Annotated in this window: 30 protein-coding genes; 21 read left to right on the top strand and 9 right to left on the bottom strand. The window is 50.8% G+C overall.

Annotation, left to right across the window (positions count from 1 at the left end):
• The first annotated feature begins 123 nt into the window (after positions 1-123).
• Positions 124-411, top strand: a complete 288-nt coding sequence (locus ABC502_RS04250; protein WP_330086537.1) for a helix-turn-helix domain-containing protein — start codon at positions 124-126, stop codon at positions 409-411.
• On the opposite strand, the gene ABC502_RS04245 is transcribed toward ABC502_RS04250, so the two are convergent.
• Positions 368-688 (bottom strand): hypothetical protein, encoded by a 321-nt coding sequence (locus ABC502_RS04245; protein WP_345914973.1) that lies wholly within the window; start codon positions 686-688, stop codon positions 368-370. The two genes, ABC502_RS04250 and ABC502_RS04245, sit on opposite strands and share 44 nt — an antisense overlap.
• A gap of 150 nt (positions 689-838) precedes the next feature.
• On the opposite strand from ABC502_RS04245, the gene ABC502_RS04240 reads away from it, so the two are divergent.
• From ABC502_RS04240 to ABC502_RS04230, 3 genes are all read left to right on the top strand, one after another.
• Complete coding sequence (locus tag ABC502_RS04240; protein WP_345914972.1) at positions 839-1,108, top strand: Rho-binding antiterminator; 270 nt, start codon at positions 839-841, stop codon at positions 1,106-1,108.
• Positions 1,105-1,659, top strand: a complete 555-nt coding sequence (locus ABC502_RS04235; protein ID WP_345914971.1) for an MgtC/SapB family protein — start codon at positions 1,105-1,107, stop codon at positions 1,657-1,659. The genes ABC502_RS04240 and ABC502_RS04235 overlap by 4 nt, the downstream gene beginning before the upstream one ends.
• Before the next feature lie 87 nt (positions 1,660-1,746).
• On the top strand, positions 1,747-2,130 hold the full coding sequence (locus ABC502_RS04230) for an acyl-CoA thioesterase (RefSeq protein WP_345914970.1): 384 nt from the start codon (positions 1,747-1,749) through the stop codon (positions 2,128-2,130).
• Between the two features lie 37 nt (positions 2,131-2,167).
• Here ABC502_RS04230 and ABC502_RS04225 read toward each other — a convergent pair whose 3' ends face one another.
• Positions 2,168-2,659, bottom strand: coding sequence for a malate synthase (locus tag ABC502_RS04225; RefSeq protein WP_345914969.1), 492 nt, complete (start codon positions 2,657-2,659; stop codon positions 2,168-2,170).
• Positions 2,660-2,818: 159 nt separating this feature from the next.
• On the opposite strand from ABC502_RS04225, the gene ABC502_RS04220 reads away from it, so the two are divergent.
• The 4 genes from ABC502_RS04220 to ABC502_RS04205 all read left to right on the top strand — a co-directional run bounded on the left by ABC502_RS04220 (position 2,819) and on the right by ABC502_RS04205 (position 6,589).
• Complete coding sequence (locus ABC502_RS04220) at positions 2,819-4,327, top strand: DUF3612 domain-containing protein (protein WP_345914968.1); 1,509 nt, start codon at positions 2,819-2,821, stop codon at positions 4,325-4,327.
• A gap of 72 nt (positions 4,328-4,399) precedes the next feature.
• Positions 4,400-4,804, top strand: a complete 405-nt coding sequence (locus tag ABC502_RS04215; RefSeq protein WP_330086546.1) for a YacL family protein — start codon at positions 4,400-4,402, stop codon at positions 4,802-4,804.
• Between the two features lie 163 nt (positions 4,805-4,967).
• A complete protein-coding gene (glnK, locus tag ABC502_RS04210) occupies positions 4,968-5,306 on the top strand; it encodes a P-II family nitrogen regulator (protein ID WP_091343543.1) in 339 nt (112 codons plus the stop codon).
• Positions 5,307-5,317: 11 nt separating this feature from the next.
• Positions 5,318-6,589 (top strand): ammonium transporter, encoded by a 1,272-nt coding sequence (locus ABC502_RS04205; protein ID WP_330086547.1) that lies wholly within the window; start codon positions 5,318-5,320, stop codon positions 6,587-6,589.
• Positions 6,590-6,798: 209 nt separating this feature from the next.
• Here the strand turns inward: ABC502_RS04205 and ABC502_RS04200 are convergent, their stop codons facing one another.
• Complete coding sequence (locus tag ABC502_RS04200; RefSeq protein WP_330086548.1) at positions 6,799-6,945, bottom strand: hypothetical protein; 147 nt, start codon at positions 6,943-6,945, stop codon at positions 6,799-6,801.
• A 625-nt stretch (positions 6,946-7,570) separates the two neighbouring features.
• Between ABC502_RS04200 and ABC502_RS04195 the strand changes: the two genes are divergently transcribed.
• A complete protein-coding gene (locus ABC502_RS04195; RefSeq protein ID WP_345914967.1) occupies positions 7,571-8,503 on the top strand; it encodes a Dyp-type peroxidase in 933 nt (310 codons plus the stop codon).
• Positions 8,504-8,529: 26 nt separating this feature from the next.
• Here ABC502_RS04195 and argR read toward each other — a convergent pair whose 3' ends face one another.
• Complete coding sequence (gene argR, locus ABC502_RS04190; RefSeq protein WP_330086550.1) at positions 8,530-8,997, bottom strand: transcriptional regulator ArgR; 468 nt, start codon at positions 8,995-8,997, stop codon at positions 8,530-8,532.
• Positions 8,998-9,156: 159 nt separating this feature from the next.
• Here argR and mdh point away from each other — a divergent pair, with 159 nt between their 5' ends.
• Positions 9,157-10,095 (top strand): malate dehydrogenase, encoded by a 939-nt coding sequence (gene mdh, locus ABC502_RS04185; protein WP_330086551.1) that lies wholly within the window; start codon positions 9,157-9,159, stop codon positions 10,093-10,095.
• A 60-nt stretch (positions 10,096-10,155) separates the two neighbouring features.
• Here the strand turns inward: mdh and ABC502_RS04180 are convergent, their stop codons facing one another.
• From ABC502_RS04180 to ygfZ, 4 genes are all read right to left on the bottom strand, one after another.
• Positions 10,156-10,482, bottom strand: coding sequence for a polymer-forming cytoskeletal protein (locus tag ABC502_RS04180; protein ID WP_345915135.1), 327 nt, complete (start codon positions 10,480-10,482; stop codon positions 10,156-10,158).
• A 14-nt stretch (positions 10,483-10,496) separates the two neighbouring features.
• A complete protein-coding gene (locus ABC502_RS04175) occupies positions 10,497-11,447 on the bottom strand; it encodes a M23 family metallopeptidase (protein WP_330086552.1) in 951 nt (316 codons plus the stop codon).
• 127 nt (positions 11,448-11,574) lie between these two features.
• The gene (locus ABC502_RS04170) at positions 11,575-12,060 is read right to left on the bottom strand and encodes a peptidylprolyl isomerase (protein WP_345914966.1); all 486 of its coding nucleotides are present in this window, start codon (positions 12,058-12,060) and stop codon (positions 11,575-11,577) included.
• An 11-nt stretch (positions 12,061-12,071) separates the two neighbouring features.
• On the bottom strand, positions 12,072-13,052 hold the full coding sequence (gene ygfZ, locus ABC502_RS04165; protein WP_330086554.1) for a tRNA-modifying protein YgfZ: 981 nt from the start codon (positions 13,050-13,052) through the stop codon (positions 12,072-12,074).
• 171 nt (positions 13,053-13,223) lie between these two features.
• On the opposite strand from ygfZ, the gene ABC502_RS04160 reads away from it, so the two are divergent.
• Complete coding sequence (locus tag ABC502_RS04160) at positions 13,224-13,475, top strand: succinate dehydrogenase assembly factor 2 (RefSeq protein WP_330086555.1); 252 nt, start codon at positions 13,224-13,226, stop codon at positions 13,473-13,475.
• Positions 13,462-13,905 (top strand): protein YgfX, encoded by a 444-nt coding sequence (locus tag ABC502_RS04155; RefSeq protein WP_345914965.1) that lies wholly within the window; start codon positions 13,462-13,464, stop codon positions 13,903-13,905. Before ABC502_RS04160 ends, ABC502_RS04155 begins: the two co-directional genes overlap by 14 nt.
• On the opposite strand, the gene nadB is transcribed toward ABC502_RS04155, so the two are convergent.
• On the bottom strand, positions 13,902-15,503 hold the full coding sequence (gene nadB / locus ABC502_RS04150) for an L-aspartate oxidase (RefSeq protein WP_330086557.1): 1,602 nt from the start codon (positions 15,501-15,503) through the stop codon (positions 13,902-13,904). The genes ABC502_RS04155 and nadB overlap by 4 nt on opposite strands.
• Positions 15,504-15,684: 181 nt before the next feature.
• Between nadB and rpoE the strand changes: the two genes are divergently transcribed.
• The 9 genes from rpoE (at position 15,685) to ABC502_RS04105 (ending at position 23,550) form a co-directional block, all read left to right on the top strand.
• On the top strand, positions 15,685-16,260 hold the full coding sequence (gene rpoE, locus ABC502_RS04145) for an RNA polymerase sigma factor RpoE (protein WP_330086558.1): 576 nt from the start codon (positions 15,685-15,687) through the stop codon (positions 16,258-16,260).
• Between the two features lie 25 nt (positions 16,261-16,285).
• A complete protein-coding gene (locus tag ABC502_RS04140) occupies positions 16,286-16,981 on the top strand; it encodes an RseA family anti-sigma factor (RefSeq protein WP_330086559.1) in 696 nt (231 codons plus the stop codon).
• Positions 16,981-17,925: a MucB/RseB C-terminal domain-containing protein gene (locus ABC502_RS04135; protein ID WP_330086560.1), complete on the top strand. Its 945-nt coding sequence runs from the start codon at positions 16,981-16,983 to the stop codon at positions 17,923-17,925. The genes ABC502_RS04140 and ABC502_RS04135 overlap by 1 nt, the downstream gene beginning before the upstream one ends.
• Positions 17,918-18,397: a SoxR reducing system RseC family protein gene (locus ABC502_RS04130; protein WP_330086561.1), complete on the top strand. Its 480-nt coding sequence runs from the start codon at positions 17,918-17,920 to the stop codon at positions 18,395-18,397. Before ABC502_RS04135 ends, ABC502_RS04130 begins: the two co-directional genes overlap by 8 nt.
• A 113-nt stretch (positions 18,398-18,510) precedes the next feature.
• Positions 18,511-20,310: a translation elongation factor 4 gene (gene lepA / locus ABC502_RS04125; RefSeq protein ID WP_330086562.1), complete on the top strand. Its 1,800-nt coding sequence runs from the start codon at positions 18,511-18,513 to the stop codon at positions 20,308-20,310.
• Positions 20,311-20,326: 16 nt separating this feature from the next.
• Positions 20,327-21,250, top strand: coding sequence for a signal peptidase I (gene lepB, locus ABC502_RS04120; protein ID WP_330086563.1), 924 nt, complete (start codon positions 20,327-20,329; stop codon positions 21,248-21,250).
• 39 nt (positions 21,251-21,289) lie between these two features.
• Positions 21,290-21,934: a ribonuclease III gene (rnc, locus tag ABC502_RS04115; protein ID WP_345914964.1), complete on the top strand. Its 645-nt coding sequence runs from the start codon at positions 21,290-21,292 to the stop codon at positions 21,932-21,934.
• On the top strand, positions 21,924-22,841 hold the full coding sequence (gene era / locus ABC502_RS04110; RefSeq protein WP_330086565.1) for a GTPase Era: 918 nt from the start codon (positions 21,924-21,926) through the stop codon (positions 22,839-22,841). Before rnc ends, era begins: the two co-directional genes overlap by 11 nt.
• The gene (locus ABC502_RS04105) at positions 22,828-23,550 is read left to right on the top strand and encodes a DNA repair protein RecO C-terminal domain-containing protein (RefSeq protein WP_330086566.1); all 723 of its coding nucleotides are present in this window, start codon (positions 22,828-22,830) and stop codon (positions 23,548-23,550) included. Before era ends, ABC502_RS04105 begins: the two co-directional genes overlap by 14 nt.
• The last annotated feature ends 1 nt before the right edge of the window (position 23,551 follow it).

Genomic DNA, 23,551 nt, shown 5'->3' with positions numbered 1-23,551 from the left:
TTTCAACACCTGTGTCGCATACTTGTATAAAAAGTACGCCAATGACGTATAAGAAAGGATGCGTTGTGATCTTTGTAGAAACAGCAGTTTTTACCCGGTTACTGAAGCAGCTGAGGTGGTGACATGAACGACAATTTGTTTAACCAACTGCTGGAAAGTGTGCAGCAAATGGATGAAATTGCGCGAGGTGAGCGCCAGCCATCGCGGGAATACTATGTGACTGCCCTGAAGGTAAAAGAAATCCGGCAAAAAACACAGTTAACGCAAGCAGCTTTCGCAAGTTTGATTAATGTGCAACTAGGTACCTTGCGCAATTGGGAGCAAGGCCGACGAGAGCCAACCGGCCCGGCTAAGGCTTTGCTGCGCGCTATTGAGCGGGATCCGAAGCATGTTCTTGCAGCTTTAAACTAGGGCTTGTTGAAGTCAACGTTAGCCGGATCAGCACCCAACCTAAATAGGCCTGATCACTTAGCCGACGCACCTGCCAGATGCCAAAACCAAGTGCTGGATCGAGGTACTTCGCGATGCGGGGTAGCATGGTCTGTTCAATATCGGCCATGCTGCTGCGCTTACCGCCATTTAAGTAGCGCATCACTTCTTCGTCCTGATCCACTTCGTACAACAGCTCGGCATCCTGCATGCCAAGCAGGGTAAAACGAAGACGGGCTGTGTCTGGAATACTTATCATCAGTTGTTCCTGTAACTGAAGGACGAATAGGGGAGTCGCTTGAGGCATTCACTGCTGCTTAAATCAGTCAAAAGATACTGTAGAACCTGCTATCCACTTTAGCTGCAACTCAGCTACACTCAGATCAGTCTCATCACTTTGGAAACTATCATGATTATCGACTGCGATCAGCATGATTGGATAGAAATTTTTTGTTTGCGTAAACAGCTGCTATTGCTGAATTTGCAGGATGGGACCTCGCGGACAGTAAGAGCCGCAGGCACCCACAATACGGCAGAGCAGGAATACCTTTTGTGTGAAACAGACAGCGGTGAGCAGATTATTCCATTGTTGGCGATTACCAGCATTCAACCGCTGAATGATTGTGGCAAGGCCGATGGTGCAGCGATAACGCTGAAGCTGCAGGAAGGGCCTCAATGATGGAGCTGACCGAACTGCTTGATCTCAGCCCACTGGCCTGGCAGGAAATAGCCACGGCATTGTTTTGTGGTTTTGTGATTGGCCTAGAGCGGCAATTGCGCGGCAAGCCGGCTGGTATTCGCACCTCAATTTTGATTGTGCTTGGCACTTATGTGTTTATTGCCGCCTCGGTGTCGACCAATACTGAAGTAACTGATCCATCCCGTATTATCGGCCAGGTGATTACCGGGGTAGGTTTCCTGGGCGCAGGTGTGATGCTGACCCGCGATGGCATGGTGCTGGGCGTGACATCAGCGGCCACCATCTGGATGTTAGCCGCTGTGGGTGTTTGCATTGGCATTGGTCAGGATGCAGCGGCCATTAAGTTGTCTTTATTGGTGGTGGCTGTGCTGGTTGGGATAGATGTATTGGAAAACTCCTCGGCAGCGATGCGCCGCGGGGTGCACCGAAAATACAGCGAATGGACGGAACGAAACGGTTCTCTTTTTAAACGACGTAAAACAGATCGCGGAAAAGCCCATTGGCACGATCCGGACGAGCCAAATCGCTGAATGCTACCAGATAGCCGACCACTTAACCGCCATTCCTTGGTAAACTGAGCCATCTTATTACGGCCATCAGCATCTGGAGAGCAGCCGGTGTTTTCTGTTGACTTTAAAGTACGTGACTACGAGTGCGATATGCAGGGCATTGTCAATAATGGGGTCTATTTCAACTACCTGGAGCATGCCCGCCATGAGTTTTTGCACAGCAAAGGCATTGATTTCGCCGAGCTGGCCCGCCAACAGGTGAACCTGGTGGTGGTACGCTCGGAACTGGATTACAAAGCACCGCTGCAAAGTGGCGATCACTTTGCTGTTACCGTCGCTTATGAACCCATTTCAAAACTGCGTTTTGGTTTTCGGCAGCAGGTGATCCGCAGTCGCGATCAGAAAGTGATGCTGGAGGCTTTGGTGATTGGCACCGCAGTGAATGCTCGAGGGCGACCCTTTGTGCCTGAAGCATTGAGCTTGTTAAGTTAACATCAGGGCGGTATGGCCGCCCTGATTGAACCATGAATTAACCAATCCGGTAATCCTCACCATCCGGTGCGGTGAATTGTTTTGGCTCGGCAGCCAACTGGCAGCCATGCACCAGGCTAAACCAGGCTTGCTGCTCGGGCAATTCAATCTGAATATCATTGATGCCGGCAGCATCACTGTGTTCGCAGTGGCCCAGGCTGATTTCGACGTGGCGGCCATCCTGCATCAATACAATGGCATCCGGTGCGCTTTTGCGGCCGCACAAGGCGACAAACTGACCAGGTTGTTGCAAGCCCGCTTTGCGGCCATCGGCGAAGAATGCCAGCAAATGCTGATAGTAGACTTCGTACTGGCAGACATCGCGGTGCGAGCCTTCTGTCAATGGAAATAATTTATCCAGCAGGCCTTTGGAATACGCCATGACTTGCTGCACATGGTGCTCGTTCAATTGATGGATCTGGCTGATCTCTTGTTGGATCAGCGGTTGAACATCGCGTTTGGCGGTAGCGGCTTGTGTCATCGTATTCATTGTCAATTCCTCACTCTCTATCCGTATGGTTTGCCCGTGGTTCATGCCACTGGTGCTGTCGGGTACCGGCAGGGAGTTATTGCCCTTGCTCGATTTTTAGTCTAGGCTAATTTTGAGAGTAATTTGACAATAAAAATTTTACAGTGTGAATTTTACAAAATGAAAGCCAATAAATCCTTGCTGCGAAAGTCCCATTTTTTGGGGACAAAAATACGAAACTTGCGTAAACGCAATCACTTAACCATGGAGGACTTGTCTACGCGCTGTATCCGGGTGAGCCCGGAGTACGCGCCTTCGGTTTCCTATTTATCGATGATTGAGCGGGGTAAGCGGGTGCCCAGTGTCGAGATGCTGGAAGTGATTGCCGAGGTATTTCAAAAGCCACTGGACTGGTTTTTGGATGGTGAGGAGCAGCAGGAAGATATTATTCCGAATAAAGGCAGCCGTGGCGGCATTCATGGCATGCCACTGGAGCCGGGTTTTTTATTCTCACCAGATATCCTGCAAATTGCTTTGCCGGAAATGTTATCGCAAACCGGGACCAGCTCACGCCAGTTTGCCCAGCTGTTGATCCGGGCACACCAGGAGCATCATCAAAATCATTTTCCCGAGCTGGAACGGGCCGCAGAGGAGATTGGTTTAAAGCGCATGCCACTGAGTGTCGAGGATTTGCTGCAGCTGGCGAAGGCCCAGGGGTTGCAGATCAGCTGGTTTGATGAAGTGCCGGCAGAGGTGGTGGATGAGCTGGGTGTGCGCAGCAACAATGTGCCTACCTCCTGGTTCGAACCCCCTAAAATATTAAAACTGAACCGGTTGTTGCAGCAGTACCCAACCCGGCTCAAATACGAGCTGGCGGTACATATTGGCCATGCTGTTTTGCACCACAAAGATGGCGTGAAAAGTGCGATGTCGGTTGGGGGCGCGCACAGCTCCGGTGCTATGGTCACCGACCGGGTGTCGCCGGAAGATATTCTGCATGCCTGGCGTGATTTTGAATCCAGTTTTTTTGCCGGTGCATTGTTGTGCCCGAAAGTACCGTTTCGCCAGTTGCTGGACCGCCATGGTTATGAAATCAGCAGTCATAAGTTGGCTGAGGTATCGGCTTCGGTCGCAATGCGGCGGATGACGGCGGTATCCAGCTATCCGCATTGGCATTACTTTGATGCTTATACGCCGGGGAAGTTAAAAGCGGTGTATCGGGGCAATGGCATTCCACTACCCTGGGGCAATATGCGGGCAGTGGAGGACCCATGCCAGCACTGGGCTGTTTTTCGTATGTTTGATGTGCCGGGTGAGGGCAGCTCGGCACAACTGTCGCTGCTGGATGTGCATGGCCGGCCGCGCATCTACTGCTGTGAATCGGTGCGGGTTACGGATCTGGCCGGTAATGCGCATGTGCTTTGCGCCGGGATTGATCTTAATCCGGCACTGGAAGCTCAAGGCCTGGATGCGGATAGTCTGGCGGCCGATATGAAGGCACTGTGTATCGCCGAGGGAGGTGGCGCCAGGATCCCCAACTCGGTACGAAGCCCGCTGATCAGCGTTGCCAACATTCTGAATATTAACTGGATAAGCCGCAGTTTGGAGAAGCCTGCACAACTTATTTGTTCACGCGGTACCAGTTGCCCCCGGAAGCCCTCTTGTTACCAATGCACAGCAGATAAATAAGTGCATTGAGTGGCCCGGCATCCAGCATAGCGCCTTGCATTGAGCTATAATCGACAGCAGGAGGTAAGCACTGTGGATTACGAGTTTTATTACAGCCGCGACACAGGTAATTTCAATTTGCAGTTGCCATCCGAGCAGGATGCGATTGCACGTTTTTTGCTGGATGAGTTTGTGCTGGACCAGGCTGGCTATCATTTGTTGCTGCGTGAGCTGCATACCCTGGATCAGCATTGCAGTTGGCAACACCAGGGCAAAAACTGGTCGCTGTTTGTCGAAGATGGTGATGTGTTGGTTTGCCATCACTCTTTACTGGAGCAGGAGCATGAACCCTTGCCGGATAAATTAGCTGGCAGTGAACTAACACTGGATGAAGATAATCTCCAGGCTGAATGTGGTTTGGTGGATTTGATTGCCCTGATAGAACAATGGCAGGTATTTGTGGCCGGCCAGCAAGCGAAACGCAACGGCGCCTACTAAAGCTGCACTTTTGCTGGGAATAAACGCACCTATCTGGTGCGTTTTTTTATGTCTACAACGTTTCAAATCAAATTATTCATTGATATTCAATCTCTTGAAAAATTGGCACACGATTTCCTTATAGAGATGGCAATCATAACGATAAACCCAGAAGGAAACATCTATGAAGCTTGTATGTGCCATCATCAAGCCCTTTAAGCTGGACGATGTTCGCGAAGCCATCGCGGAGATTGGTGTGGAAGGCTTAACGGTCACTGAAGTGAAAGGCTTCGGTCGGCAAAAAGGGCATACCGAACTTTACCGTGGGGCAGAATACCAGGTGGATTTTCTACCTAAGGTCAAACTGGAGATTGCCACGCTGGATGAACATGTCGATCGCCTGATCGCTGCTATTGAAAAAGCCGCCTGCACCGGACGCATCGGTGACGGTAAGATCTTTGTGTTTGAGCTGTCGCAGGTGGTACGGATCCGTACCGGTGAAACCGACGCCGACGCCATCTAGGGAGAAACAGCATGCAAGAACAAATTTATCACTTACAATTTGCCATGGACACCTTCTACTTTCTGATGTGTGGTGTGCTGGTGATGTGGATGGCTGCTGGTTTCTCCATGTTGGAAGCCGGCATGGTACGCTCAAAGAACACCACCGAAATTCTGACCAAAAACGTGGCGCTGTACTCCATTGCCTGCATTATGTATTTGATTTGCGGCTATCAGCTGATGTATCAGGGGGGTTTCTTTTTAAGTGGCATTACGGAGTTGGATGTGGATGCCACTCTGGCTGAGTTTGCCGGCCGCGAAGATGGCTTCAGTGGTGACTCTATTTACGCTGGTGCGTCCGACTTCTTCTTCCAGGTTGTGTTTGTTGCTACGGCGATGTCGATTGTCTCAGGTGCTGTGGCTGAGCGTATGAAACTCTGGGCTTTCCTGGTGTTTGCAGTGGTACTGACTGGAGTGATTTACCCGGTGCAAGGAAGCTGGACCTGGGGGGAGCAGGCGGTGTTTGGTTTGTACGAACTAGAAGCCTTGGGCTTTTCCGACTTTGCTGGCTCTGGTATTGTGCATATGGCCGGTGCTTCTGCAGCCCTGGCCGGTGTGTTATTGCTGGGAGCCCGTAAAGGCAAGTACACCGCCGATGGCAAAACCCATGCAATTCCCGGGGCCAATATGCCTCTGGCTACGCTCGGTACTTTGATCCTGTGGATGGGCTGGTTTGGCTTTAACGGTGGCTCGGTATTAAAGCTGGGCGATATGGCCAATGCCAACGAAGTGGCGGTGGTTTTTGTCAACACCAATGCGGCCGCAGCTGCTGGTGCTATTGGTGCACTGATATTGTCCGTGATCCTATTCCGTAAAGCGGATCTGACCATGGTACTGAACGGTGCGCTGGCAGGTCTGGTGGCCATTACAGCAGAACCTTCCACCCCAACCCCACTGCAGGCGACTCTGTTTGGTGCTATCGCAGGCTGCATTGTGGTGGGAGCCATTATCGGTATGGATAAGCTGAAAATTGACGATCCGGTTGGTGCTATCTCAGTGCATGGTGTTGTTGGCTTGTTTGGCTTGCTGCTGGTGCCATTAACCAATGAGGGCAGCAGCTTCAGTGGCCAGCTAATTGGTGCCGCCACTATATTTGTCTGGGTGTTCGCTACCAGTTTGATTGTGTGGGCCATTTTGAAACAAGTGATGGGCATTCGTGTCAGTGAACAAGCTGAGTACGAAGGGGTGGATCGCAGTGAGTGTGGTGTGGAAGCCTACCCGGAATTTGTCTCTTCAGTAAAGTAACAGAACCGGGAGATGTCGGTGGCGTCTCCCGGCGCATGGCTGATTCTGTCTTATCAACAGGTAAAACCGGATTAGCAGGAACCTGAGGGTTCGAGCCACCAAAACTCTATGAAAGCAATGAGATCATCTCGCTGCAGCTTGGTAAGGGCAGCGGGATTTTTTATTGGGGATAAACGAAACGACCACAAAAGAAAACGGCCGCACTACTACTAGCGGCCGTCTTGCGTCTTGTGCTCAGCATCCTGCTGTTGCTGTCCCTGCCTGGCTTCCTGTGCCTTCATCCTGAAGGTTCCCTGCCTGGCTTCCTGCCGTGTCCTGTTGTCCTTAGAAGCTGCTTCCTGCTGCTTCACACTCATCCTGAGCGGTCCTGCTTCGTCCCTGTGGTTCCATCTGCGCTAGTCAATCGAAATCCTGTCGATCGTGGCGTCCTGCCTGCTCCCTTGACTGACTTTATCCGAAAGTCACTTGCTGTCCGTTGCGTGTCCTGTGCATCCTGCCATTAGCTGCTTTGCCAATGTCACTCATCCTGAGTGAGTCCTGTGGTCGTCCTGACCTGCTTCCTGTGCGGCATGTATTCCTTATCATGCAGGTTCGTCCTGAACCGGTCCTGAATCATCCTTACACATCCTGTGGATCGCTATTCACTTAAAATTGCATATAATAAGTGACATCCTGTGGCGCTTTGTTCATCCTGAACATGTCATCCGCTGACATGATTAGTATGCGCTGAACTGAGGAGGGCAGCTACCGAGGGTAGGAAAAAAACTTTGCTGTCATATTATTGTAAAAGTAACTTTTTCTTGCTTATCTTTTATAAAACATGCAGTTAAGTTGAGTGCGCAACCTGGGGATGGCATCTTTTGCCGCTTTGGCGCACTAGTTTGTGAGATATATCTCACACAAGAGCCGGTCATTTGACTATTCAAGGTCACTCCGGTCAGGACAAATTAAACGATAAAGGATGAAAGGAGTACAGCACGCATGGCAAGAGAGCAGCTTGGAGTTTGTGCCGAAGCCAATTTGCATGGTGATTTTTTGTTGTTAAACGCCATCGACGGCCAGGAGGTTTTTTTACGTCAGCAACTGGCACAAATCCCTGCACTATTAAGCCAACTGGCTGATCATTTTTCCGAAGCCATGCTGACCGGGGTGGTCGCGATAGGTGCCAGCTATTGGGATACTTTGTATCCGGAAGCCCGACCTGCGGGTTTGCTGCCTTTTCCTGTGCTGGAATCGTCTGAGTTGCTGATGCCAGCCAGTGCTTTTGATTTGCTGTTGCAAATTCGCTCCGACCGGCAGGATGTGAACTATCTTGTGGCGCAGCAGTTGTATCAGCTGTTGGCACCAGCCGTTGAACTGGTGGAGCAGATGCGTGGTTTTCGTTATTTGGATGGGCGCGATTTAACGGGGTTTATCGATGCACCGGAAGCTGTACGGGGCCGAAAGCGACGCGAGCTGGCTTTGCTGACTACCGCGCAGGAACCGCAATTTGCAGCAGGTAGCTATTTGCACTTGCAGCGATTCCGGCACGATCTGAAACGTTGGCAATTGCTGCCGGTATCGGCGCAACAGGCCATTATCGGGCGCAACAAGTCGGATGGACAATGGTTGCCGTTGGTGCAACTGGAAGCAGATTGTCATAGCCTGTGTTTTTTCCAGGATAAAAACCGCAATCAGCCGCTCCCCTTATTGACGCAAAATATGCCATTTGCGGATTTAAAACAGCAGGGACTGCTATGGCTTTCTTACAGCTCCGACAGTACAGCATTCGAAACCTTTATCCGTCAACGACTGGGCGTAGGGGAGTTGCAGGCGGATGGGTATGATCGTTTACTGGATTACTGTCAGGCCGATTTGGGAGCTGCTTTTTTTGCACCTTCGGTAAGTTTTCTGGAACAGTATGAGCGCCGCTAAACCCGCCCTGCTTGCAGGGCGATGGCTCACACTTTTTCAAACAACTCAGTGACTTTTTCCAGCGTAAAGTTGATGTTTTTTACACTGATTGGGGCGATAAAAATGGTGTCATCACCAGCAATGGTGCCGAGTACGCCCTCAGCTCTACCGACAGAGTCAAGCAAACGGGCAATGAGCTGTGCAGCGCCCGGGCTGGTCCGAATGATGATCATCACATCATTGTGTTCAATATCCAGCACCAACTGGCGCAGCGGGCTTTTGGTGGTGGGAACACCTAGCTCGGGTGGTAAGCTGTATACCATTTCCTGCTTGGCATTCCTGGTGCGAACAGCACCATACTTACTGAGCATACGGGATACTTTGGACTGACTCACATTGTCAAAGCCCAATGCTTTTAACGCATCCACGATGTCCCCTTGGGAGCCAAAGCGCTCTTCTTTCAGCAAGTTTTTAAATGCCTGGATCAGGGCTTCTTGTTTTAATTGCTTGGTCATAATGGTCACTTTTCTGTACGGCTGGGCTAATCTGATCAAGTTACTCTATTACTAAAGTCTGTGCAGTAAATTACCGCAAAATGGGGTAAAATGCTCGGGATTTTATTCATTGCATGCATATTTATGCCTGTGTGTACCAACTGAACAAGGGGATTACCAATGAAAGTAGCTGTGTTAGGTGCGGCCGGTGGGATTGGCCAGGCGTTGTCGTTGTTATTAAAACTGGATTTACCGGCAGGGACTGAATTGGCCTTGTACGATTTGGCTCCAGTCACTCCGGGTGTCGCTGTCGATTTAAGCCATATCCCAACCGCTGTTCAGGTAAAAGGCTATGGTAAAGAGGACCTGGCAACTGCACTGAAAGGTGCGGACGTGGTGATGATCCCCGCTGGAATGCCACGTAAGCCTGGCATGGACCGCTCCGATCTGTTTAATGTCAACGCCAATGTAGTGAAAACTCTGGCTGAAGCTATTGTTGAACAGTGCCCGAAAGCTCTGGTTGGCGTGATCACCAACCCAGTGAATACTACCGTTGCTATTGCTGCTGAAGTATTCAAAAAAGCCGGCACTTATGATGCTCGTCGTTTATTTGGTGTCACTACCCTGGATGTGATCCGTGCTGAGACCTTTGTTGCCGAATTGAAGGGTAAAAATCCGGCAGAGATCACAGTACCGGTGATTGGCGGCCACAGCGGGACCACTATTCTACCGTTATTGTCACAGGTAGCAGGCGTAAGCTTCAGTGATGACGAAGTAGCCTCTTTGACACACCGCATTCAGAATGCTGGCACCGAAGTAGTAGAAGCAAAAGCTGGCGGCGGATCTGCGACACTGTCCATGGGCCAGGCGGCTGCCCGTTTCTGCGTGTCTTTAGTCAAAGGTTTACAGGGTGAAGAAGTGACTGAGTACGCTTATGTTGAAGGCGAAGGTACTCATGCCCGTTTCTTTGCGCAGCCTTTGGTGCTGGGCAAGAATGGCGTGGAGCGTTTGCTGCCAATCGGTAGCTTGAGTGGCTTTGAGCAAAAAGCCATGGATGATATGTTGCCAACCCTGCAAGGTGATATCAAGCTGGGCGAAGACTTTGTACAAAACGCTTAAGCTGTTTTAAGCAAAAAACCGTGCCAGCTTGGCACGGTTTTTTTTGGCGTATAGCCAGGTTTAGCTGGCGGCATTGTCTTGTTTAGAGGCTTGATCAGCCAGCTCTGGCTTGGGCTCACTTTTTTGCAGTTTCACCACTTGATCTTCTGCTGTCGGCTGACTTTCACCAATAAACTGACCACCGCGCTCAATGCTAAGCTCATCGCTGTGAATACAGCCTTGTGCTTTACCATCGGGTAATATTTCTACGTGATTGGCATAACACTCACCTTCAAACAGGCCATTGATAATGACCTTGTCGGCAATGATTTCACCTTTCACCCGGCCAGAGCGGCTGATTACCAGGGTTTTTTCGGTATTGATTTTTCCTTCCATATAACCATCGATATGAATATCGCAGGTTAGTCGGAAACTTCCGTGGAAGGAGCTGCCTTGTGCGATGACAGTAGCAGCTGATTGCTTACTTTTGTTTCCAGCATGCTGACTAAAGAATCCCATTGAATGCTCCTTTCCTGTGTAAATACATGATCAAAGTTGCTGGTATCCCAATCCATAAAGGCTTGAGGATTGATGGGCCGCTCAAGAAAGTGCACTTCGTAATGAAGGTGGGGTGCTGTCGAGGCCCCGGTATTTCCTACTGTGGCAATCAACTGACCTTTTTCAACAAAGGTTCCGGCTGTCACTTTAAACTCGTGTAAATGCGCATAAAGGGTAGCAAAGCCAAAGGCGTGGCGTATTTTTAGCATATTGCCATAACCGCCATTACTGGGACGGACACTTTCAACCACGCCATCCGCCGGGGCATAGATAGGGGTCCCCCGGTTGGCGGCTAAATCGACACCCCGGTGATGACGTTGATTGCCATGGATCGGATGGGTACGATTGCCAAAGCGAGATGAGCGGTAACGAAACTCCAGCGGAGAGCCGCTGGGGATCATTTGCAGCATGGTGCTACGAACCGCAGAGTTTATCGTAGCGGTGTCCAGCCGTTGGTCTAAATTCTGACTGCTATCCTGCTCCAGCCCCAGAGCTTGCTCAATTTCTCCAAGCCGGCTGGTTGCCATATAAATTTCATCGCTGCGAACCGCCAGTTCCTCTTCCAGATTGGCTCTGTGGCTTTCAAGGCTGGTGATGTCTGCCAGCAGTTGCTGGGTATGCTGCTCCAGGCTCAGTTGCTGCTGATGGTGTTTATCGACCTGATTCAACAGGTAATTGACAAAGATCGCGGTGGCCAATGTCAGAGCCCCTAACAGCATCACAATGATCACAAAATAGCGACGAAGCAATTTACCTATGGTGTATTGGCGCGAGCCATGCACACTGGAAATAGAAATGAGCAGTTGATCTTTCATACGGCCTGCTGGCTATTTGGGTTAGCGGCGAAAAGAAGTAAAAATAAGGTGAATCGACCAATCTGTCAAGCTTTGTAACGGTTTGAGGCGGAAAAGCCACTCACAGAGGAGTGGCTTTTGCTGAATTTCAATGGCCTGCAGTACCATCGATACCATGGGCATGGCCATGGGCGATTTCATCGGCGGTGGCTTCGCGCACTTGCAGTACTTCCACATCGAAGGTCAGATCGATGCCAGAAAGAGGATGGTTGCCGTCTACGACAACTTCTTCGTCGCCTACTTCAACGATAATCACTGAATGCTCACGACCGTCCGGGCCTGCGGCACGGAAACGCATGCCGACTTCTACTTCCATGCCTTCAAACATCGAGCTTGGCACCGATTGTACCAGTTGGTCATGACGTTCACCGTAAGCGTCTGCAGCTTCGATGGTGGCATTAAAGGTTTCACCAGCTGTTTTGCCAGCCAGTGCTTTTTCCAGTCCGGGGATTAAGGAGCCGTGGCCATACAGGAAAATCAGTGGATCACCACCAAAGGATGAGTCCAGCTCCGTGCCTTGCGGATCAGTGACTTTGTAATGCATGGCGACGACTTTGTTTTGCGAAATAGACATGAAGACCTCAATTATTGAAGGGTGTATGGCAACGGTTGCAACTCAAGCAAGGTATCAGGCTCTGCAGCCAACCGTAAGCGAGTGTTCGCTGTTGTATCATTGGGTAGTACCGCCAGCAACCAAAGTTGTTGATTGATATTGACGGCATTGATGACCTGGCCAGCCCGGCGCCAGTTGGTTTCTAATTGCATCTCTATCTCACTGCCAGCGACTGGTGTGCCGTTGGCAGGGGCCGATAGAATATATGTAGCACGCTTATTTTTACCCAGATATTTCATTCGTGCGACCATTTCCTGGCCAAGGTAGCAGCCTTTGTCGAAACTGATGGCATCCTGAGCTTGTAAGTTTAGCATTTGTGGGACGTACTGGCCGATACTTTCCTGCTCCAAATAGCTTAAACCATGTTGAATATGAGCCAGTAACCAACGAGTTGGCGCACTCAAAGGCAAGGCGCTGTCTGACAGCCATTGATGGGCCTGGCTGTGATCGCATAGCAGCAGGTAATGATCTTCAGCCAATGCCAGTAAGTGGCAGCCTGCTTGTTGCTGACGCAAACCAGGTTGTAAAGCGGGAAAACCCAGTTGTTGCAGCAGTTCTGTAACTGCTGTCTGGTTGCCAGTGATACCAAAGACGGCCCACTCCTGTTGGCCAGGTTCGAAACTGACTTTAGAAAAAACGCCAAACTTTTGCCATTGCGCCAGGGAAGTCACCAGTTCATCACGATAAGCAACGACCAGTAAGTCATTGCTGCTTTGCTGCAGCAGATGAAAAATGGACCACATTTTACCCTTGGCATCACAGTGCGCGCCACGCAAAAAATTGCCATCGGTTAAACGGCGCAGATCGCAAGTGGTCTGACTTTGCAGATACTTTTCTGCATCGGGGCCATGGATGCGCAGCACATCAAAGCCGGGTAAAGGGCTCATGCAGACAGGGCCTGTCTGATTGGATAAATGAGCTAATTGTTCAGCCTGGATCCAGCTTGATTGCATAACCTGACGTTTCTTTTATAAAATTACATAACACAGATCATTGGGCAAATCTGCGCAAAGCTCAACCCCGAAGGCGATAAATTTTCTTGGTGACTTGCTGTGACGAGTCATATCGGTCTTGTTGTTTTTAGGTATAATCCAGCTTAAAGCGTTCGGATGAGGATTGTGTGAATGTCGGACTTAATGATCAAACCACGTTTACGTTGGGCTTGCCGGCGTGGCATGTTGGAGCTGGATGTGTTGCTCGCGCCCTTCGTCGAGGAGGGCTACGATGCGCTTAGCTTGGCGGATAAACAGACCTTTGAGCGATTACTGGCTTGTGATGACCCGGATCTCTTTGCCTGGTTTATGGGGCATGCCAAGAGTGAGGATGCTGACTTGCAACGTTTGGTTGGCGTGATTCTGGACCGTGTACGCGTCTAGTTTAAGCCTGACGCCATCGCGTTGGCGCCGTGGTGCCAGGCTTGGCCTGCTCGGCTTTGCTCTATTACTCAGCATACAACTGCCATTGGCTGGTCACTGGTTGTTGCTTTTTTTGTGCACGCTATTTGCTTTTGCCTGGTGCTGGTGGCAAAGCTGGCACCGGCCTGAGCCGTCTGTCACTTTGCTACTGGGGGAAGCTGGAGAAGTACGCTGGCTGCCAGCTTGCCGGCCGGCTGGGGTTTTGACTGCTCACAGTCTACTGTCGCCCTGGGCCATTCTGTTGTGCTGGCAAAGTGCACCCGATAAGGCCAGCCCTCAAGGCCGTACTCACAGGTGCTGGGTACTGGCAGATCAGTGCAGCGATGCTGATTTCCGTGCCATCGCCAGAGTCATCCGGCAGTGCCGCTGGCTGCAGGCCAGCGTGAATTAAGATGGCCTCGGGGTTAAGATGGTCGGGCTGCTTTTGGCATCATCCAGGGTGTGTGGATAATCCAGGTTATAATGCAGCCCACGGCTTTCTTTGCGTTGCAGGGCACTGCGGATAATAAGTTCTGCCACTACCACCAGATTGCGCAACTCAAGTAAATTGTTGCTGACCTTAAAATGACTGTAGTACTCCTGAATTTCCTGTTTTAGTAATTCTGCCCGGTGCAAAGCACGTTCCAGCCGTTTGTCGGTGCGGACTATGCCTACATAATCCCACATAAAGAGTCTGAGTTCATGCCAGTTGTGGGTAATTACTACTTCCTCGTCGGAGTCGCTGACGCGGCTTTCATCCCATTGCGGCAGGTTTTCGGGTAAAGCAGTGGCCGGGAGCTCTTGCAAGATATGACGCGCAGCCGCCTGAGCAAATACCACGCACTCCAATAGGGAGTTACTGGCCATGCGGTTGGCACCATGCAGGCCAGTGTAGGCAACCTCCCCGATGGCGTAGAGGTTGGCAATATCGGTCTGGCTGTTCAGGTTCACCATGACGCCGCCGCAGGTGTAATGCGCTGCTGGTACAACCGGGATGGGCTCTTTGGTGATATCCAGTCCTACACTTAAACACTTGGCATAAATGGTGGGGAAGTGCTCCAGAATGAAATCGGCTGGTTGATGGCTGATATCAAGGTAAACACAGTTGGCGCCCAGCCGCTTCATCTCATAATCAATGGCGCGGGCGACAACATCCCGTGGTGCTAATTCTGCGCGAGGGTCAAAGTCTGGCATAAAGCGGCTGCCATCCGGTCGTTTCAGGTAAGCGCCCTCACCACGCATGGCTTCAGTAATTAAAAAGTTGGGCGCATCCGGGTGGTACAAGCTGGTTGGGTGAAATTGATTAAATTCCATATTGGCTACCCGGCAGCCCGCCCGCCAGGCCATGGCAATCCCGTCGCCACTGGCTACATCCGGGTTGCTGGTATACAGGTACACTTTACTGGCACCACCTGTCGCCAGAGCAACAAAACGAGCGGGCACAACCTCTACCTGACGAACCTGTTGACTCCAGATATAGGCACCCAGACAGCGACTTTTATCGTCATTGGTAATCAGATCAATGGCATGATAATGCTCCAGCAGCCGGATATTCGGATGTTGACGCACTTGATCAACCAGCGTGATTTGTACCGCTTTGCCAGTGGCATCGGCAGCATGCAAAATACGGCGATGGCTATGGCCCCCCTCACGGGTTAAGTGGTACTTTAGCTTGCCATCATCATCCTGGTATTGGTCAAAAGGTACGCCTTGCTGGATCAGCCATTGCATGGCTTCTTTGGCATGTTCGGCGGTAAATTGCACTGCATTTTTATCACAAAGGCCGGCGCCAGCAACTAAGGTATCGCTGACGTGACTGGCGATGCTGTCATTTTCATCAAACACGGCGGCTATACCACCCTGGGCGTACAAGGTAGATCCTTCACGCAAGGCGCCTTTGCTAAGGACCAACACTTTCGCATGATCAGCCAATTGCAAAGCCAGCGATAGCCCCGCAGCACCACTGCCAATAATAAGTACATCACATGGGTATTCTTTTTGCTCTGTCATAAGATACACTGCTGCCGGAATTGGACTCGCGTTCATGATAGCGATGACATAAGCTTATTGTAACTTTTTTCCTGCAAGGGGCAGAACTATTTATGACACCTTTTGTCCTAACCAGTACGCCAGACGAGCGCCAGTTACAAAAAACGATAGTAGTAGAATGGGTTACAGGGGATAAGCTCGGATGAGCGAGCAAGAATTGGATTGGCAGATTGTCCAGCGTGTGCAGCAGGGAGACCAGGCTGCCTTTAATTTACTGGTAAAAAAATATCAGCATCGAATAACGAACTTAATCTCACGCTATGTCTCTAACCATGGAGATGTGGCTGATGTAGCGCAGGAAGCTTTTATAAAAGCTTACCGGGCTTTACCAGGTTTTCGTGGTGACAGTGCTTTTTACACCTGGCTTTATCGGATTGCCGTGAACAGTGCTAAGAATTACCTGGTGGCATCGTCGCGCAAACCACCTGCCAGCGATGTTGACGCAGAAGATGCGGAGTACTTTGATGGCAGTGATGCGTTAAAAGAGCAGGATTCACCGGAAAAGCTATTGCTTTCCGACGAAATACGGCAGGTGGTATTTGACACCATTGAAAGCTTGCCGGATGAGTTACGAACCGCCATTACCTTGCGTGAGCTGGATGGCCTGAGTTACGAAGAGATTGCCGATGTGATGGGGTGTCCCATTGGTACAGTACGCAGCCGGATTTTCCGTGCTCGTGAAGCCATAGACTTACAGCTTAAACCTTTGCTAAGCTAAGCATGAGTGAATGACAGGAATGACTATGTCGTCAAAACAACAGCACTGGCAGTCTGCCGAGCAAATGCAGCCGTTCAATCCGGCTGAGTCGCATGCAAACTTTCCGACGGACTGGCTATCGGCTGCTATTGATCAGCAAAAGCTGACCGAGCAGCAGCTAACGGAGCTATTACGCGATGAGGAGTTGCAGCAACAGTTTGAGCGCTATCAACTGATTGGTGCTGCTATCAGGCAAGAGCTTCCTCAACAAATCCATACGGACTTTTCCGCCCAGTTTGCTGCCAGGTTGCAGCAAGAACCGGTACATCAACTGCAACCGCATGGCTCTATTCTGCAACGGCTCGGCCGGCGATTCCAGGCTGCCGCCAATGCTGAGTGGTTCAAGCCGACAGCGCAAACCGCAATTGCTGCCAGCGTGGCTTTGATGGCGGTGGTAGGTGTGCAGCATTATCAGTTGCCACAGGAGCAGGAGTTCATGACGCCATTGCCCGTGTTGCATACTCAGCCCGTCGCGGGCTTTGCTACCCCTGTTAGTCTAAGCCAAACCACGGTGGATGCCCGTTTGGAACAACATGCACATCAAGCCATGTTGGAGCAGCAGCGTCGTTTGCAAGAGCTGCTTAATGCCCACCATCAGCAAGTTCGAATCCTGGAGCACTCAGCGCTGTTATCTGAGCAGCAAGCGCCGGTTGTGGAACCGGAGTCTGACGGACAATACTGATGCGATGGTTTTTGTTGCTAATGCTGACTGCCAGCGCGATTTCTTCCGGAAGCGTCCTGGCAGAGTCAAAAGGGTGGCAGTTGTTTGAACGCAGCCAACAGGCTGTTCAGACCAGGAATTTTGATGCTTCTTACGTGGTATTCAAGGGGGAGCAAATCACCAGCTTCCGTTGGATGCATGGTCTGTCTGAACAGCAATCCCTTGAGCAGCTGGTGCCATTGGATGTGGACGGTATCGATATCTTGCGTAAAGGGAAGGTGGTTTACTACTTAACGCCTGAAAAACCAGCCCTTATTACGTTAAGCTCTTACATTAAAGAATTACCTTCACTGTTGTATCAATCGGTCGAGGACCTGCAACAGCTGTATGATCCCGTATCCGGCAGTGTCAGCCAAATGGGAGGTCGATCTGCTCAGTTGCTTCGGTTAACTGCCTACCACCCCGGCCGTTTAAGTTACTGGCTATGGCTGGATGTAGAGACGGGGTTTCCACTGCGGATTGATACGGTAGCTGAACGGCACCAGGTGCTGGAGCGTTGGCAAGTTACCCATTTGCAGTTAAGTCCTCAACTTCCTGAGGCTCTGAATGCTTTACTGGAATTGTCTTTGCCAATACCGGATAGGTCACAATTGCAAGTGACAGACAGCAAAGCGGATACCAGTGACATTACATTGGCTTGGTTGCCATCTGGCTTTAAACTGGCTGAAGATACTCCTGGTTTGCCTCGCCTGGGGATGCCTCTACTGCAATACTGGCTGCTTAGTGACGGCTTGCATCAGGTCTCTGTGTTTGTACAGCAACCTAATCAACAACCACCGCAAGCTTACCGTGATGGTGCCACTACCATCTATGTGCAATCAGCTGAACATTTTGATGTCACCGTTATTGGGCCTGTCACTCTGGATATTGCGCGTCAGATAGCTGATGCGGTCCGTTATGATTGAGCAAATCGCTACTGTGCGTCAGTTAGAGACCACCGGTGCCTGGCTGGAAACTACCCCTGTCAGCACCTGTCAGTCATGTCATGCCAGCGAGCAGTGCGGCACCGGCATTGTCACCAAAACCTTCACGCCCAGACGTAGTCATTTTTTTATTGTGACCAGCGAGACACTCCTGCCGGGACAAAAGGTACGCATTGGTACTACTGAGCAACGTTTGTTGTTGGCTGCGTTCAGCTTGTACCTGGTACCGTTATTATTGTTGTTAGTGGGGGTTGCCGTTATTAGTTGGTGGCAGCCTTTGCTGCATGAGGGCTGGCTCATTGGCCTGGCTGTGGTGCTACTTTGGAGTGGTTTTCGACTGGCAGCCAGGTTGGCAAAAAAGCTGGAGCAGGATGCTGTAGTGTTGTTGGAGGTATTGCCAGAGCTGGCAGTGACCCCGGTAAGCACTGAAACAGCCCGGTCGAAGATCACATAGCCAGCCGTCGCAGGATCGAGTACAATTCGCCGATAATCCAATCATGCCATCTGCTGCCGTACAACAACTGCATCAGCAGAGCAGGGCGCAGCGTTTGAACAATTTGAGACATTATGCCAAAACTCAGTCATATCCGTAACTTTTCCATCATCGCTCATATTGATCACGGTAAGTCCACCTTGTCGGACCGACTGATCCAGCATTGCGGTGGTTTGTCTGACCGTGAAATGCAACAACAAGTACTGGACTCGATGGATCTGGAACGCGAGCGTGGCATTACCATTAAAGCGCAAAGCGTCACCTTGCATTACAAGGCACGGGATGGCGAGACATATCAACTGAACTTTATTGATACGCCCGGGCATGTCGATTTTAGTTACGAAGTCAGTCGCTCACTGGCAGCTTGCGAAGGTGCTCTGTTGGTCGTGGATGCAGGCCAGGGGGTAGAAGCGCAGACAGTGGCGAATTGCTATACCGCCATTGAGATGGATCTGGAAGTGCTGCCGGTACTGAACAAAATTGACTTACCACAAGCTGATCCAGAGCGGGTAAGTGCAGAAGTCGAAGACATCATTGGGATTGAAGCCATCGATGCCGTGCAGTGCTCGGCTAAAACCGGCCTCGGTATTGAAGATGTGCTGGAAGCTATTGTACTTAAAATACCAGCTCCAGAGGGTGAGCCCGAGGCTGCTACTCAAGCGCTGATTATTGATTCCTGGTTCGATCCTTACCAGGGCGTTGTGTCTTTGGTCCGTGTTAAGCATGGTCAAATCAGCAAAAAAGACAAAATTAAGGTGATGTCGACAGGGCAGGTGTACGATGTCGATAAAATAGGCATTTTCAGCCCTAAGGCTACCGAAACCCAGGTATTGAAAACCGGCGAAGTTGGCTTTGTGATTGCCGGTATCAAAGAAATTAAAGGGGCACCGGTAGGGGATACCCTGACGCTGGCGAAAAACTCAGCAACGGCGCCTTTGCCGGGCTTCAAGCGGGTGAAGCCGCAGGTGTATGCTGGTGTCTTCCCTATTTCATCGGACGATTACGAGGATTTTCGCGATGCGCTGGCCAAGCTTAGTCTGAATGACTCCTCACTGTTTTACGAGCCGGAAAGCTCCAGTGCCTTGGGCTTTGGTTTTCGCATTGGTTTCCTTGGCATGCTGCATATGGAAATCATTCAGGAGCGGCTGGAACGGGAGTATGATCTGGATCTGATCACCACTGCCCCGACCGTTATTTATGAAGTCATTACCAAGTCCGGTGACACCGTGATGGTGGATAATCCCAGTGTCTTGCCTGCGGTCAATGACATCGCTGAAATCCGCGAGCCCATTGTCGAGGCCCATATTCTGGTGCCACAAGAGTACCTTGGCAACGTCATTACGCTTTGTGTGGAAAAACGCGGCACTCAGATCAACATGACCTACCATGGTCGTCAGGTGGCGGTGGTGTATGAACTGCCAATGGCGGAAGTGGTCATGGACTTCTTCGACCGTTTGAAGTCAACCAGCCGGGGCTATGCGTCGCTGGATTACAGTTTCAAGCATTTCCAGGAGTCTGATATGGTACGGGTGGATGTGCTAATTAATGGCGAGCGCGTCGATGCCTTGGCGATGATTTGCCATCGTGATTTTGCGCAAAATCGTGGCCGTTCGCTGGCGGATAAGCTTAAAGAGCTGATCCCGCGCCAGATGTTTGATATTGCCATTCAGGCGGCGATCGGGAACCACATTATTGCCCGTACCACGGTAAAACAATTGCGTAAAAACGTGATTGCCAAGTGTTATGGTGGTGATGTTAGTCGTAAGAAAAAGCTACTGCAAAAACAAAAAGAAGGCAAAAAACGGATGAAGCAGGTAGGCAATGTGGAAGTACCACAAGAAGCCTTCCTGGCCGTATTGCGGATGGACAAATAACACAGGATAGGATGTTATGGCAGGATACTTTGCAATTTTTTTAGTGCTCGCTACGGTGACCAGTGGCTTGATTTGGTTATTGGATGCACGTTTGTTTGCGCCAAAACGCCGCCAGCAAGTGGAAACGGCGGTTGCTGCCGCTGGTGGTAAATTGCCGGAAGAAACCATAGCCCGCCTTACCAAGGAGCCGTGGCTGACAGAAACTGCCCGCTCTGTGTTTCCTATCCTGGCGATTATTACGGTACTGCGCTCATTTTTATTTGAGCCTTTCCAGATCCCTTCAGGCTCGATGATGCCTACCCTGTTGGTGGGCGATTTTATTTTGGTACAAAAATTTGCCTACGATGTGAAGGATCCGGTATTTCGTAAGAACCTGTACCGCAACAGCTTGCCACAGCATGGTGATATCGCTGTTTTTAAGTTCCCGAACAATCCGAGGCTGGATTATATTAAACGTGTGATCGGCTTGCCTGGTGACCGGGTGATTTATCGTGATAAGCAGTTTTTCATTCAACGTGCCTGTCCGGAGGAGCTGCAAGGCAATTGCCCTGGCCTGGAGCAGGTGCGCTACACCTTTGCCGGTGACAGTGAGTTTACGCAACAAGGTTTGCCACAAAAGCAATACACTGAGCGGCTGGGTGATCGCAGCTACAGCATTTTACAGACCCCGGCACTGGCAGAGCAAAAGCAACGTTATTATCGTCAAAGTGGTACAGCTATTGATGAATGGGTGGTGCCTGAAGGCCATTACTTTGCCGTCGGTGATAACCGGGATAACAGCCAGGACAGCCGTGAATGGGGCTTTGTTGCCGAAGAGTTGCTGGTAGGCAAAGCTGTCTTTATCTGGATGAGCTTTGAGTTCAGTGATAATCCGGATCGGGTGCTACCACGCTGGGTACCCAGTGGGGTTCGTTTCGAGCGTATAGGACGTATTCAGTAGATGATAAGGCAACAAAACCCGTTAAGCCGGCTCATACCCATGTTAGGCTATGATTTTTCTCAGCCTGAGCTGTTGCAGCAAGCTTTAACACACCGCAGTTGCAAAGGGCGGCACAATGAGCGCCTGGAGTTTTTGGGCGATGCTATTTTAAGCATGGTGATTGCTGAAGCACTGTACCAGCATTTCCCCAATGCGAAAGAAGGTGAGTTAACCCGCATGCGTGCCAGTCTGGTAAAAGGAGTGACGCTGGCAGAGATTGCTACTGAGCTGTCGATAGCCGATTACCTGCGACTGGGTCCTGGAGAAATGAAAAGCGGTGGGCATCGCCGTGAGTCGATACTGGCCGATGCCTTTGAAGCTATTTTAGGCGCTATCTATCTGGATGCGGGCCTGGATGTGTGCAAAGAGCGGATCTTGTACTGGTTTTCCAGTCGCTTGCAGCAGATAACCCCGCAGCAGCAAAAAGATTCCAAAACCAGGTTGCAGGAATATCTGCAGGGACGTCGGTTGGCATTGCCGGTGTACCAGGTCGAGCACACCGAGGGTGAGGCGCATAATCAGCAATTCACCGTCAGTTGTCGTATCGAGGGCCGCGCAGCTGTTGTTGCCAGCGGCAGTTCGCGACGTAAAGCTGAGCAAGATGCTGCCTATAAAATGCTGGAGCGGATCCAAGATGAACACTGAGATTGACACCAGCCAGCCAGCAACCCGTGCGGGTTTGGTTGCTATTGTTGGCCGCCCTAATGTTGGCAAGTCTACGCTGCTCAATGAGCTGATAGGCCAAAAAGTCAGTATTACTTCACGTAAACCACAAACCACCCGGCACCGTATTCTTGGCATTGATACCCGCGATGATGTGCAAACAGTCTATGTCGATACCCCTGGTCTGCATATCGAAGAAAAGCGGGCCATTAATCGTCTGATGAACCGGGCCGCAGCCAGCTCTATTCTGGATGTTGAATTGGTGCTCTTTGTGGTTGAAGGTACCCGTTGGACGGATGACGATCAAATGGTGTTGAACCGGCTGATTGCCGCTAAGAAAGATGTGATTCTGGTGGTGAACAAGACCGACCAGGTGGCTGATAAAGAAAAGCTGATGCAGCAACTGCAGTGGTTGGGTCAGCAATTGAATTTTCTTGAGATTGTACCTGTCTCGGCCAAAAATGGGAAAAATGTGGCTGAACTTCGCGCTTTGGTGCAGCGGCAGCTACCGGCTTGCGAATTCTTTTTTCCGGAAGACTATGTCACCGATCGCTCCATGCGCTTTATGGCGGCAGAAATAGTGCGCGAGAAGTTGATGCGCTTTTTGGGCGATGAGCTGCCTTACTCGGTGACAGTAGAGATTGAGCGTTTTAAGTGGGAAGAAAAGCTCTACCATATTGCTGCTTTGGTGTTGGTTGAGCGGGAAAGCCAAAAACGGATGGTGATCGGCAATAAAGGTGAGCGCGTTAAAACGATAGCTACCGAAGCACGGAAAGATATGGAGCGTTTGTTAGAGCAGCAGGTGTTCTTGCAGATCTGGGTGAAGGTCAAGTCTGGCTGGGCAGATGATGAGCGCGCTTTGCGCAGCCTGGGGTATGGCGAAAACTAACTGCCAGGATCAATGGCACTCCGCCTATATTCTGCATCGCCGACCTTTGGCTGAGCACAAAGTGATCTTGCAGCTGTTACTGCCGGAGCTAGGGCGATTGTCGGCAGTGGTAAGAAAACGCACTGGCAAACAGCGGCAGCCACTGCAACCATTTCAATTATTAACACTGCAACTGGGTGGCCGCTCTGAATTAAAAACAGTGTTAAAACTGGAAGAGCAAGGACCTGGCCTGCAACTGCAAGGGCTGGCTTTATTCAGTGCTTTTTATCTCAATGAACTGATTTGCCGCATTTGGCCAGACAACCTGGCCAGTGAGCAACTTTTTTTGTTGTATCAACAGGCTTTGCAACAGTTAACGCTTGCGCAGCATCAAGCCAGCTTGCTTGAGCCGGCATTGCGGCAGTTTGAGTTCAGCTTATTGTCCGAGTTGGGGCAGCCGGTGGACTGGCAGCTTGATGCCGATGGCTTGCCCTTGCTGAGTGAGCAGTGCTATCTCTGGCAGCATGAGCAGGGCTGGCAGCCGGATGGCCGGGGCTGGCAGGGCCATGTGCTGCTAAGGATTGGTCAGGGGGATTGGGCTGCTGCCGATTGCCGGTTAGCAGCCAAGCAAATTAGTCGGTTATTACTGCAGCCCTGGCTTGGCGATAAACCTTTGCAAAGCCGGGCGCTTTTTCAATCAACGGCGCCGGCAGGTGACCCTTCGCTTTAGG

It is taken from the genome of Alkalimonas sp. NCh-2, assembly GCF_039631345.1.
GTDB classification, from domain to species: Bacteria; Pseudomonadota; Gammaproteobacteria; order Enterobacterales; family Alteromonadaceae; genus Alkalimonas; species Alkalimonas mucilaginosa.
The sequence above is the reverse complement of the archived record's forward strand: the minus strand, read 5'-3'. Positions and strand labels throughout refer to the sequence as shown.